General features: G+C 66.7%; 9 protein-coding genes and 5 pseudogenes. 9 read left to right on the plus strand and 5 right to left on the minus strand.

What is annotated here, in order from left to right; genetic code table 11:
• The coding region (locus tag ACZ7HQ_RS43700; protein WP_471002773.1) for an IS110 family RNA-guided transposase at positions 1-989 on the minus strand (989 nt) is incomplete at its 3' end.
• A 236-nt stretch (positions 990-1,225) separates the two neighbouring features.
• On the opposite strand from ACZ7HQ_RS43700, the pseudogene ACZ7HQ_RS43705 reads away from it, so the two are divergent.
• Positions 1,226-1,899: pseudogene (locus ACZ7HQ_RS43705) on the plus strand (transposase); the annotation flags it as partial.
• Between the two features lie 199 nt (positions 1,900-2,098).
• Here ACZ7HQ_RS43705 and ACZ7HQ_RS43710 read toward each other — a convergent pair.
• Positions 2,099-2,674: pseudogene (locus ACZ7HQ_RS43710) on the minus strand (ISAzo13 family transposase); the annotation flags it as partial.
• Between the two features lie 133 nt (positions 2,675-2,807).
• A protein-coding gene (locus ACZ7HQ_RS43715) for an IS630 family transposase (RefSeq protein ID WP_471002776.1) occupies positions 2,808-3,820 on the minus strand; the annotation gives its coding sequence in 2 pieces (ribosomal slippage) (positions 2,808-3,371 and positions 3,374-3,820; 1,011 coding nt in all).
• A gap of 241 nt (positions 3,821-4,061) precedes the next feature.
• On the opposite strand from ACZ7HQ_RS43715, the pseudogene ACZ7HQ_RS43720 reads away from it, so the two are divergent.
• The 3 genes and pseudogenes from ACZ7HQ_RS43720 to ACZ7HQ_RS43730 all read left to right on the plus strand — a co-directional run.
• Positions 4,062-4,436, plus strand: a pseudogene (locus ACZ7HQ_RS43720) (transposase); the annotation flags it as partial.
• 142 nt (positions 4,437-4,578) lie between these two features.
• On the plus strand, positions 4,579-6,114 hold the full coding sequence (locus ACZ7HQ_RS43725) for an AAA family ATPase (RefSeq protein ID WP_471002778.1): 1,536 nt from the start codon (positions 4,579-4,581) through the stop codon (positions 6,112-6,114).
• Positions 6,115-6,241: 127 nt separating this feature from the next.
• Positions 6,242-6,505, plus strand: a pseudogene (locus ACZ7HQ_RS43730) (IS6 family transposase); the annotation flags it as partial.
• Here ACZ7HQ_RS43730 and ACZ7HQ_RS43735 read toward each other — a convergent pair.
• Positions 6,488-7,237 (minus strand): transposase family protein, encoded by a 750-nt coding sequence (locus ACZ7HQ_RS43735; RefSeq protein ID WP_471002781.1) that lies wholly within the window; start codon positions 7,235-7,237, stop codon positions 6,488-6,490. The pseudogene ACZ7HQ_RS43730 and the gene ACZ7HQ_RS43735 sit on opposite strands and share 18 nt — an antisense overlap.
• Positions 7,238-7,390: 153 nt before the next feature.
• Between ACZ7HQ_RS43735 and ACZ7HQ_RS43740 the strand changes: the two genes are divergently transcribed.
• From ACZ7HQ_RS43740 to ACZ7HQ_RS43760, 5 genes and pseudogenes are all read left to right on the plus strand, one after another.
• Positions 7,391-8,398: a transposase gene (locus ACZ7HQ_RS43740; RefSeq protein WP_471002784.1), complete on the plus strand. Its 1,008-nt coding sequence runs from the start codon at positions 7,391-7,393 to the stop codon at positions 8,396-8,398.
• 312 nt (positions 8,399-8,710) lie between these two features.
• Positions 8,711-10,521: pseudogene (ilvB, locus tag ACZ7HQ_RS43745) on the plus strand (biosynthetic-type acetolactate synthase large subunit).
• 165 nt (positions 10,522-10,686) lie between these two features.
• Complete coding sequence (locus ACZ7HQ_RS43750) at positions 10,687-10,866, plus strand: hypothetical protein (RefSeq protein WP_471002787.1); 180 nt, start codon at positions 10,687-10,689, stop codon at positions 10,864-10,866.
• Positions 10,867-11,080: 214 nt separating this feature from the next.
• Positions 11,081-11,341 (plus strand): hypothetical protein, encoded by a 261-nt coding sequence (locus ACZ7HQ_RS43755; protein WP_471002790.1) that lies wholly within the window; start codon positions 11,081-11,083, stop codon positions 11,339-11,341.
• A gap of 110 nt (positions 11,342-11,451) precedes the next feature.
• Positions 11,452-11,844, plus strand: coding sequence for a cupin domain-containing protein (locus tag ACZ7HQ_RS43760; RefSeq protein ID WP_471002792.1), 393 nt, complete (start codon positions 11,452-11,454; stop codon positions 11,842-11,844).
• A 171-nt stretch (positions 11,845-12,015) separates the two neighbouring features.
• On the opposite strand, the gene ACZ7HQ_RS43765 is transcribed toward ACZ7HQ_RS43760, so the two are convergent.
• A partial coding sequence (locus ACZ7HQ_RS43765; protein WP_471002795.1) for an integrase core domain-containing protein occupies positions 12,016-12,204 on the minus strand: 189 nt, incomplete at its 5' end.

The following is a 12,204-nucleotide window of genomic DNA, read 5'->3' on the forward strand; positions in this document are numbered from 1 at the left end:
CAAGCACCTCTCTCAACAGCTCGGGAGCCTCGTCCGTTCTGCCACCCACAAGCCCCCGCCGACATCACCAACCAGTAGCCACACTGAAAACGCTCCAGGTGTTCCGGAGTGGGAAAGCGGCTCATGTCCGCGCCGATCTCGGCGAGGATGATCTGCGCGGTGGCTGGCCCGATCCCGGGGACGGCGTCCAGCTTCTCGGCCAGAGTCCGTGCACTGACCACGGCGGCTTCGTCCCCGGTGCCTGTGCTGCCTGGCGGGGTGGTGATCTCCTCCAGCGTCCGGGCGATCAGCCGGTCGAGTTCGTCGATCTGCGCGGTGAGGTGGTCGACGGTGGACAGCAGCACCCGCAGCAGCCGTGCGTGGTGGTCTTCGAACTGCCCGGTCAGGGCCTCGATGAGGCCCGGCTTCTTCTTGACCAGGCTGCCCTTGGCGAGGTCGGCCAGGGTGCGCGGGTTGCGTTCTCCGGCGACCATTGCGTCGAGCATGGCCCGCCCTGACCTGCCGAACAGGTCCGAGACGACGTCGGACAGTTTGATCTGCGCGTCCTGCAGAGCCTTGTCGACGCGGTGCTTGTGCCGGGTGCGTTCCTGGACGAACACGGTGCGGGTGCGGGTGTAGTCCCGCAGCTGTCGCACCGGCTTCGGTGGGACGAACGAGGCCCGGACCATGCCGCGTTCGGCGAGCTTGGCCAGCCAGACCGCATCCAGCTTGTCCGTCTTCGGGCGCCCGGGGACGTTCTTCACGTCACGGGCGTTGACGAGCCAGCAGTCCAGGCCACGGGTCTCCAGCAGATAGAAGAACGGGCGCCAGTACGAGCCCGTCGCTTCCATGACGACTCGCTCGACGCCCTGACAGACCAGCCGGTCACCGAGTTCGAGAATCGTGTTCGTGTTCGTGTTCGAGGAAACTGTCCAGACCTCCTTGGCGATGTCGATCGCCGCGACCCGCGCAACCGTTCCGTCGACGTGGTCTTCTCTCAACTCCTCCATGAATGCCCCCTGATGCGATGGTGCGGGCGGGACCGCCTGGGGAGCCTGAGGGGGTTGGAGAAGCTGATCGGAAAATCGAGGTTCGGGAGGGCAGGCGGCAGCATCCGGGCCGCTTGCGGCCCGGATGCTGGTGAGACGGGACTGTCAGGCTGATGGCCCTGTCTCACATTCGGTGGTGACGGAGAGTCGTGAGGGTCGTTGACCTTCGTGTGAAGGACGTCAACGAGCTTGTGCAGATGGTCTTTTCGGGCCTGCTCCCGCTGGTCATCGAGGATGTGGCCGACGAAGGTGAGCGGATCGTGGTGCGGGCGCGGACTCCGCAAGGCACCGCGATGTGTCCGCTGTGCGGGGCGTCGTCGGAGCAGGTGCACGGCTATCACTGTACGCCACCGTGGTGATCGACGCCGAGACCCATGAACGGATCGACGTACTGCTCGACCGCACCGCCGACACGCTGGAAGCATGGCTGCGCGGGCATCCGGGCATCGAGATCGTGTGCCGAGACGGCTCAACCACCTACGCCGAGGCCATCCGCCGCGCCCTGCCCGACGCAGTGCAGGTCGCCGACAGGTGGCACCTGTGGCACAACCTGTGCGAAGTCGCCCTGGGGGAGGTGAAGGCACACAGCACCTGCTGGGCCGCCGTCCTGGACGCGCCCATCTACCATGGGCCCCGCGCGCAGACGACCCTGGAACGCTGGCACCAGGTCCACAACCTGCTCGAGAAGGGCGTGGGTCTGCTCGAATGCGCCCGCCGGCTGCAGCTGGCCCTGAACACCGTCAAACGCTACGCCCGGGCCGACCGGCCCGAGCGGATGCTCCGCGTCCCCAAATACCGCGCCAGCCTCGTCGACCCCTACCGCGAGCACCTGCGCAAACGCCGTGCTGAAGATCCAGCCGTCCCCGTCCAGCTGAACCGCGCCGGGTTCGATAGAGACTTCAGGTTGTGGCTGTGACCTGCTGGTTTGGCTGTTGCTTGTAGTGGTTGGCCTCGTACTCGGCGGGCGGGATGTGGCCGAGCTCACTGAAGAGCCGACGGTTGTTGAACCAGTCGACCCACTCAGCGGTGGCCAGCTCGACGTCAGTCGGGGTCTTCCACGGGCCGAGTCGCTTGATGACCTCACCGGCAGGTCGCGACTGGTGGCCCGCGCTCTTGTAGTCGCCGACGAGTTCCTTCTTCTTCGCATCAACGCTGATCACCGGCTGGCCAGCGTCCATATGCTGCCTGGCCCGCTCGTTGATGTAGCGGAACTGGGCGTCACGGTCCGGATGCTGCTTGCCCTCGATGGTCTTGGCACCGGCCTGCAGGCTGAAGCCCTCCTCACGGAGCAAGTCCCCGACGGTGTCCGCGCTCACCTTGTACCCCTGACGGGTGAGCTCGGCGGCCAGGGTCCTGGTCGATTTCACCCTCCAACGCAGTGGCGACATGGGATCGCCGCGCTCATCGGGTTCCACCAGTGCCAGCAGCGCGCGCCACAGTCCCGGATCAAGGTCCGCGACCTTCTTACGGCCACCACCGGGCCTGCGTACCGGGCCCAGAGGCTCCTTGCCGGCCTCCAGCTCGTCCACGCCCTTGCGGACTGTCGTCTCGCTGACCTGGGCCGCCCGTGCGACCGCCCGGATACCGCCGTGCCCCAGGATCCGGGCCTCGGCTCCCACCATTAGCCGCCGCTGCGGCGCTGTCAAGTTTGATGAACCGTCAGATGATCAAGAAGGTGATTGACGTCCTATGCCTTTGAATCCACGGAGGGGGTCGCGCCTCGACGTGCCGCCAGTGGGCCAAGGTGGCATTTTTTCTTCTTGATCATCTGACGTATCGTCAAAGTTGACAGTGCCTCCTGAGTAACTCGCGGCGAAGAGTGCGGTCGAGGTCGTCGGAGGTGTCGAAGGCGGCGTTGGCCATCGCCCTGCGTACCAGCGACCAGACGGCCTCAACGGGGTTGAGGTCGGGTGCATAGGGCGGGAGCCGGACGGTGGTGAGCCAGTCCTGCTCGGCCTCGTAGCGTTTCAGCCCGGCGGCCAGGTGGGTGTTGAGGTTATCCCACACCACGATGATCGGACCACCGAGCTGGATGTGGGCGCGGACCAGCAGGTCACGGTAGTCCTTCCAGGAGAAGCTCTTGCGTGCACCCTTGAGGCGGAGATGAGCGCGGGGCCGGTGGATGAGGCGGCTCTTCTCGCCGGGTTTGTAGCAGCACAAAGCGGCGACCGAGGTCCGGCGGCGGGACCTGCCGCGGACGCGGATGACGGGGGTCTGCCCACGCGGGCCCCAGGTGCGGGCGCGGGGAGGAGTCATCGAGAATCCGGCTTCGTCCTCGAAGACGATCCACGCGCCGGACGCCACCGCGAGTCTTTTACCCGCGGCCACACCTCCCTCTTCCACAGCTCCACCGCGTGTTCGTCGCGTTCGAGGGCACGGCGGGCGGGCGCTTGCCAGGACCAGCCGTGCCGTTTCAGCAGCCGCCACACCGTCGCCACCGACAAGCTCACCCGCAGACGCCGGCGGATCACCGTCTGCACCCGAGCCAGGGTCCAGCGTTCGTCTTCGAAGCCGTGTGCGACCGGTCCCTTGCCGAGCTCTTCCTCGAGCACAGCGAACTGGCCGTCCGTGACAATCGGGGAGTTCGCCGGACCCGCCGAGCGCAGGGCCTCCATGCCGCCCTCGCGCCAGGCACGACGCCAGCGCTCCACCGACCGCACACTCACCCGCAGATCCCTCGCGATCACGGCGGTCTTCTCACCCGCCGCGAACCGCTCACCGGCCTGAAGCCGGATCCCCTCACGAAACGCCCGCCGCTCAGCAGTCAGGCCCCCACCCTCTGGATACCTCACCCCACCGGCATACCGCAGGGATCATGAACCGTCACCACCCGACGACAATCCGAAAACCTCAGTAATCCCCAGATCCGCGGCGACCTCCCTGATCGTCGCCTCGGCCGCGACTGGAACAGCGCGACCGCGTCCGCCTTGAACTGCGGCGGATAGTTCTTCATGACCACGAGATGTCCATTCTCAGATCCTCAAGATCCAGTGTCTCGTGTGTCCAAGATCAAGGGTCAAGGCCCATCAGCAGGGCGCCGGCCCCGACAGTGCCGCCGCCCTGCTGATCGCGGACGGGGACAACCCCGATCGCACCACCAGCGAAGCCTCATTCGCCGCCCTGTGCGCCACCAATCCGGTCGAGTAATCCTCCGGCAAGACCCAGCGACGCCGACCCAACCGAGGAGGCGACCGCCAGGCCAACGCAGCCCTCTACCGCATCACACTCAGCCGTCTCCGCTGGGACAGCCGCACCCAGGACTACCTGCAGCGACGTCTCACCGAGGGCAAAACACGCCAAGAGATCATCCGCTGCATCAAACGCTACGTCGCACGAGAGATCTACCGACCCATCGTCCCCGGCAGTACCTCGGCCAACAACGCTGGCCCCGCCGGAGCCGTCGCTTGACATCCATAGGGGCATCAACGCCCCTCGTGGGTGCCCTCGGCGCGTCCGTAGGTGTGGCAGAAGGTCGTCGGTGCCGTCGGATAGCGTGCGGGGCATGCGCTACTTCAACACGGCCGGGCCGTGCAGCCCCTCACGGCATTACATGTTGCCAGCCCAAGAGAGGCTGCCGCAGGCCCGAGAGATCGTGGACGAGGGCCAGTACTTCGTGGTGCACGCGCCCCGACAGACCGGGAAGACCACGGTGCTGGCGGCGATGGCCCGGGATCTGACGGCCTCGGGCCGGTACGCGGCACTGCACTTCTCCTGTGAGAGCGCCGAGGTGACCGGGGAGGACTACGGCCAGGCGGAGGAGCTGGTGCTCGAAGCGATCCGGCGTTCCGCGGAGACTGCTGGGCTCCCCGACGAGCTCGCGCCTCCCGTTACCTGGCCCGACGCGGTGCCCGGGGCCCGGCTCACGAGGGGGCTGACAGAGTGGGTGCGGAGCTGTCCGCGTCCGCTGGTGCTGTTCTTCGACGAGATTGATGCGCTGCGGGGGGAAAGTCTGCGCAGTGTGTTGCGTCAGTTGCGTGATGGCTTCACGGTCAGCCGTGGCAGCTTCCCGCATTCGGTGGTGCTGTGCGGGCTGCGGGATGTGCGTGACTACAAGGCGGCCTCGGGCGGGGACCCGGGCAGGCTGGGGACGTCGAGTCCGTTCAACATCAAGGTCGCGTCGCTGCGGTTGGGCGACTTCACCGAGGCCGAGGTAGTCGAGCTGTATGGGCAGCACACCGCGGAGACCGGTCAGCAATTCACTCCGGCCGCGGTCCGTCGCGCTTTCTGGTGCACCCAGGGCCAGCCCTGGCTGGTCAACGCCCTGGCCTATGAGATCACCAGGCGGATGCGCATCCCCCCGTCCGAGCCGATCACGGCCGAGCATGTGGACGAGGCGAGGGAGCGGCTGATCCTGGCGCGTGCGACGCATCTCGACTCGCTGACGGCGAGGCTGGGGGAGGACCGGGTGCGGCGGGTGATCCAGCCGCTGATCGCGGGGGAGCTGCCACAGGAGGCGAGCACCTACGACGACGACCTGGCCTACGTGCGCGACCTGGGTCTGATCGCCCCTGACTCACCCGTGCGGGTGGCCAACCCGATCTACAAAGAGGTCATCGTCCGTGCCCTGGGCAGCCGGACGGAATCGGTGATCACCGCGATCCCGGGCAGTTTCCGGCTGTCGGACGGCCGGATTGACATGGACAAGCTGCTGCGTTCCTTCGCCGAGTTCTGGCGGGAGAACGGGGAGATCCTGGCCACCAGCTCGACCTACCCTGAGGCGGCGGCGCAGCTGGTGATGATGGCGTATCTGCACCGCATCGTGAACGGTGCGGGATTCATCGACCGGGAGTACGGGGTCGGCCGTCGTCGTGTGGACCTGCTGATCCGCCAGCCCTACACCGCCGCCGACGGTTCGCGGGCGGTGCAGCGCGAGGCGCTGGAGCTGAAGGTGTGGCGCCAGGGCCGCACCGACCCCCTGGCCGAGGGGCTTGCGCAGTTGGACGACTACCTGGACCGCATGGAGCTATCTACGGGCACCCTCGTCGTCTTCGACACCCGCCCCCAGGCCGCCCCGGTCCACGAACGCACGACCTTCTCGCCGCAGACCACCCCATCCGGGCGCACCGTCACCCTGCTGCGGGCCTGACGGCCGGGAGGGCGTCGGCCGGGGTTTGTCAGGTTGAGCTTGTGTTTTTACCTCGCCCGCTGGCGCTGTCAAGTTCGCGGAGGCGTGCGATGATCTTGGTGGGGATCGTCGTGGGAGGGGTCTGCTGGTGGACAGTGCTGCACCGTCGTACCGGGGCTTCCGGTTCCCGCCGGAGGTGGTCGCGCACGCGGTCTGGCTGTACCACGGTTTCCCTCTGTCCTTCCGTGATGTGGAAGAGCTGCTGTTTGAGCGCGGTATCCAGGTCTCGTACGAGGCGATCCGGCTGTGGTGCGAGCGGTTCGGTCCGGCCTATGCCGCCAGGCTGCGCCGGCGGCAGCCCCGGCCCGGGGACCGGTGGCATCTGGAGCCTTTTTCACGTGTAGACCATGAGGGTGAGGATCGCGGCAGCTGCTGACGTGAGCCTGTTCGGGCTGATTCGGGCATGCCGAAAGATCCGCCAGTGCTTGATCCGGGAGATGGTCCGCTCGACGGGAGCACGTAGTGCGGCGTGGACCTTGTTCGAGGCCTTGTGCTTGTCGGGGAGTTCCGCCTTCGGGCGGCGCTTGATCGGGGTGATTACAGTGCCGCCGGCTCCGACGTAGCCCTTGTCAGCGAGGACCTCGAGGTCCAGGCGCGCGCAGGTGCTGACGATGGCGTGCTCGCGGGCGGCCGTCAGATCGTGGGGGCCGCCCGGCAGGGCGGGCGAGATCCACAGCAGCTTCCCGTCTTCCGCTGTGATGACCTGCAGGTTTACGCCCTCGCGGCGAGCCTTGCCGGAGAAATGGCCCGCCGTTCGGACCCGGTCGGTCTCGGCGACAGTGCCGTCCAGCAGCACGTAACCGTCCGCGTGGTGGCTGGTGAGGGCCTCCGTCAACGACGGTGCGTGAACCGCGAGTTGCCCGATCGTGTGGTTCACATAGCGCCAGACGGTAGCTGTGCTGATGCCGAAGCCGGCGGCGATCGATTCGAGGGTGTCGTGCTTGCGCAGGTAGACCAGGGTGCACCGGGCCCGGTCGTACGGACGCAGTCTGCACTGCCGGCCAGCTTCGCAGGACACGATCACCATCGTGACCAGTTCCAGGAGCTCCTCGTCGACATCGCATCCGGCAGGATAGGAGAACACGGGGCATCTCCGCAGGTGAGGCTATGTTTGGCGACTCTCCAAACCAACGGGATGCCCCGTTCGACACGCCACCGTTAACACCCCGCTTGCGCCCCACCCGCCAGCGGTACAAGTGAAAAAGGCTCCTGGTCAACCAACCACTTGACCTCGGACATGCTCCTACTGGCGGACCGCGCCTTCGACAGCAACAGACTGCTCGCAGACATCGCGGCTCAGGGAGCACAGTTCCTGATCCGTGCCACCAGCACCCGGCGCCCGCCGGTACTAGCGCTGCTGCCCGACGGCTCTTACCTCACCCGGATCGGCAACGTTCGGCTGCGAGTGATCGAGGCCGAAGTCCTCTCCCGCACCGACCACGGCGACGACTTCGGCGGAACCTACCGCCTGCTCACTACACTGATCGACCACCGCACCGACCCAGCAGACCGCCTGGTCGGCCTCTACCACGAGCGCTGGGAGATCGAGACCGCCTACCTGGCACTACGTCATACCCTGCTCAAAGGCCGCGTTCTCCGGTCGAAGGACCCGGTGGGCCTCACCCAGGAGATGTGGGGACTCCTGGCCATCTACCAGGCCCTGCGCTCGATGATGGTGACCGCGGTGGAGACAGTCCCCAGCTGCGATCCCGACCGGGCCGGCTTCACTGTGGCCCTGGATGCCGCGCGCGACACGGTGGTCAGCGTCGCCGGGACGACCGCAACAGCCGCAGCTTCCTTCGGACGCCCCGACCTGGTAGGGCATATTGGCACCCGTGTCCTGCGGGCATTGCTGCCCAAGCGCCGGATGCGGCTGCCCGCTCGCATCGTCAAGTGCGGAACGTCCCGCTATGCCATCTGGAACCGCGACGAGCGACCTCGCGACAGCACGCCGATCACCGCCATCATAATCACCGTGCATCCACCGGCTCTCCCCACCGCGCATGCCCCAGACCGGGCCCCCTCCGGCCGCTGGGGGCAGGTCTGCCGGCTCCTGGCGGAGAACTCCAACCAGGCCATGCACGCCCGCGACATCGCAGGAAGCCTCGGCCTCACCACCACCGGACGTGTGCTCAGCGGCTTCAACGCGCAGCTCTGCTACTGGGCACGCAACGGCCGACTCATCCGCACGGCACCGAGTACGTACAAGCTCCCTCTTCCGAGGGGTCTTGACAAGGTTAACTGAGCCTTAACTTCGCGGCATTGCATCCTCAACGACCAGCGTCAGCAAACAACAAAATACCACGGCAGGTTGAAGTCAACCTGCCACATGGTCACAGGCGCAGGCACAGACGCAGCGCGACCGCCGACTACGGAAACAGAACCGCTCGTTTGACAGAACCCACGACTTCGTTTTGCCGCCCACGACCGGGCAAGCGTTCAACACATTCAGCACATCCGTGGACTAGTGCCCTTGTCCAGCGCGCGTGGCAAGGCCCAGCGTAGGGATTTGAGCCGGGGGGACCCTCTTCTCGGCACGTCGGGGTGGGGGTAAGTGATGACGATGCTGGATGCTGGCCAGAGCCATCTGGTCGCCGGCGACGAGCAGGGGGCGTCAGGCTCGCCGAAGGTGAGTGGTGCCGAGCAGTTGGTGTGGGCTCTGGAGCGAGCCGCGGTCGATGTGGTGTTCGGTATTCCGGGGGGCGCGATTCTGCCTGCGTATGACGCGCTGCTGCGCTCCCAAGCAGTGCGGCATGTCCTAGTCCGGCACGAGCAGGGGGCGGGGCACGCCGCCGAGGGATTTGCGCGGGCGACGGGCCGGGTAGGGGTCTGTGTGGCTACCTCGGGGCCCGGGGCGACGAACCTGGTAACGCCGCTGGCCAACGCCTACCTTGACTCCACCCCTCTCGTCGCTATCACCGGCCAGGTGCCCAGCCATTTGCTGGGCACCACCGCGTTCCAGGAAGTGGATATCGCTGCTGTAGTCGGCCCGGTGACGAAAGGGGTCTTCCAAGTCGCTCGGGCCGATCAGGTGTCTCAGGCGGTCACGGCGGCACTGGATATGGCACTGGAGGGACGACCGGGTCCGGTCCTGGTGGACATTACCAAGGACGCGCTACAGGGCAGCGCCCCTCATCACGCCTCGGCTTTTTACCCTGACCACGCCTCCGCGCCCAACGGCCATCCACGGCGCGAACCGGACCCGCAGCGCGTCCGCCAGGCCGGCGACCTGCTGCGGCGCGCCACGCGACCCGTCCTGTACGCGGGCGGGGGACCGTGGCGTCACAGGCAGACGGCGCCTTGCGTGAACTCGCCGAGTTGCTGCACGTACCGGTGGTGACCACTCTCATGGCACGCGGGATCGTCCCTGACGACCATCCGCTGAACCTTGGCATGCCGGGCATGCACGGCACTGTTCCGGCGGTGATGGCGTTGCAGCGCAGTGACCTGATTCTGGCCGTTGGAGCTCGGTTCGACGACCGGGTCACGGGCAAGATCGACACGTTCGCTCCTGGGGCAGAGGTCATCCACATCGACATCGACCCGACAGAGATCGGGAAACTGCGACACGCGCACGTAGCCCTGCACGCGGACGCCCGGGCCGCACTGACCGCTCTGACCGCCGCACTGCAGGGCACGCTACCGCGCCAACGGGCCCGTATGGCTCCCTGGTGGCGCACCCTGGAACATTGGCGTACCGCGTGTCGGCCGGGAATCACCACGGATCCCGTGTCCGGCACCGTCACACCACAGGCAGTGTTCGAACAGCTCGCGGCTGTCTGCCCCGAACAGGCGGTGTTCACCACCGGAGTGGGTCAGCACCAGATGTGGGCCGCCCAGTTGCTGCCCGCCCGCAATGCGCGTTGCTGGATCACCTCCGGCGGTGCTGGCACCATGGGGTTCGCGATTCCTGCCGCGATGGGCGCGAAAATCGCTCTGCCGACAACAACCGTGTGGGCCATCGACGGGGATGGCTGCTTCCAGATGACCAGCCAGGAACTGATCACCTGCGCCACGGAGAACATTCCCATCAAAGTCGCCGTCCTCAACAACGGCTCTCTTGGCATGGTTCGCCAGTGGCAGTCCCTTTTCTACGCCCAGCGCTATAGCGCCACCACGCTCGGCCGTCGCGTGCCCGACATCGCCGCGCTCGCTCAGGCCATGGGATGCGTGGGGCTGCGCTGCACCAGTACGAGCGACATCCGCCCGACCCTAGAGAAGGCCATGGCGATCGATGACGTGCCCGTCGTCGTTGACTTCGCCATCAGTGCCGACGACATGGTCTGGCCGATGGTCCCCGCCGGCGCCTCGAACGACGACATTCTCATCGCCCGCGGCACCCGCCCCGACTTCGGCGACTCCGACTGACAGTGAGGATTAGCCATGGCACTGCTCGGGGGTCTGACTCTCCGGCTGACTGACGTTTCGGCTGTCCTTGTCGTGAATCGTCGGCCTGCCGGGCGGTGCCGTCTGGCGCGTGGCCGGTCAGGCGTCTATGACTTCTTCACAGGAGCCCTGCGGAAGGTCCGTCCGTTGGTCCGCAAGACCGCGTTCAAGGCTCGCGCCCAGGCGATCAACCAGATCCGCACCCTCATCGTCACTGCCCTCTCCAGCGTCCGGGACAAGCTGCGCGGCCTGCCCACGACGGAGCTGGTCGACATCCTGGCTCGCTCCCGCCTCCACGGGCGAATCGCCGACCGGCCTGCGCGGTGAAGACAGCACTGTGCAGACTCGCCCGCCGTTACCAGGCACTCGACGAGGAGATCAAGGACGCGGACCGGGAGATCGGGCCGCTGGTCACCCAGGCCGCCCCGGCTCATCGCCCTGCCCGGCGTCGGCCCGGAAACCGCCAGGCAGCTGCTGGCTGGCCAGCGCGGGTGACAACCCTGACCGGCTCCGCGCCAAAGCTGCCTTCGCCCACCGGTGCGTGGTCGCTCCCGGCCTCCTCGGCCGCATCAACCGCCACCGCCTCCACCGCGGCGGCGACCGAGCGGCCAACAACGCCCTACACATCATCGTGCTGGTCCGCATGAAGTACGTCCAGCTCACCCTGGAATACGTCGCCCGGCGAAACGCCGAAGGCATGGTCAAAAAGGACATCATCCGCTGCGGTTCGTCGCCCGCGAGGTCTACCGCCACCTGTCCCACGCGATCCAAATCCAGTGAACCGCTCCCGCAGAGCGCTTGACGATCTATTGGAGCTTCACCTCTCGGCGCCGACGCCACGCCTATCCGTCGGCTACCCAGCCCGCCAGAACACTTGAGGGACCGCCCATGTCTTGTTTCCTTGGTGCGCGAGTGACCCGCCTGGCGCGTCGTGCCAGGCGGGTCATCCTGACCACCCCGCAGACCGACACCCTCGTCGAGGCCGTCACCGCACCCTACCCACAACCACACTATGACAACTGCACCTTCGTCCTGTGCCGCCTGAACCTCCCGCCGAACAGCAGCACCGGCTGGCACTACCACCCAGGCACCCTCATCGCCATCGTCGAGCACGGCGAACTCCACCACCACGGGCCCGCCGGAGAAACCCGCATTTATCGTGCCGGCGACGCCTTCGTCGAACCGTCCGGCCCCGGGTACGTCCACTGCGGTACCGCTGGCCCTGGCCTGCCGACCAGACTCCTAGCCCTCTACATCACCCCCAAGGGACATGCCCTCACTATCCCCGCATCAGCTCCTGAGTGACATGACAGCAGTGCCGGTCAAGAGGTGCTGTCATGTCAATCCCCTGGGAACGTGGAAGGGGCGTGTCAGTGACTCGGGTCTGTCCCGTAGTCGGTGGTGACGTTGGGTGCTCACCAGTGATCATGGGGCGTGGCTGATGTCAACTTGAACCACCCCGGCGTGTCCGGGGACTCAGTTTGTTGGATGAGCGGCCCGGACGGGGCCGTGGTGGTGATCGTAGTGGGCCTGTTCGGCCTCGGCCGGGGTGAGGTCGTCGCAGGCGGTATGCAGGCGGCGGTTGTTGTACCAGTCGACCCAGGTCAGGGTAGCGAGCTCGACGTCGGTCAGGGATTGCCACGGGCCGTTCGGCTTGATCATCTC

This window comes from Streptomyces sp. NPDC037290, from assembly GCF_055603245.1.

Bases quoted from the DNA above. Each gene is read 5' to 3' on its own strand.
- ACZ7HQ_RS43725 (WP_471002778.1), top strand. From the start codon at position 4,579: ATGTTGCCAGCCCAAGAGAGGCTGCCGCAGGCCCGAGAGATCGTGGAC.
- ACZ7HQ_RS43740 (WP_471002784.1), top strand. From the start codon at position 7,391: ATGCTCCTACTGGCGGACCGCGCCTTCGACAGCAACAGACTGCTCGCA.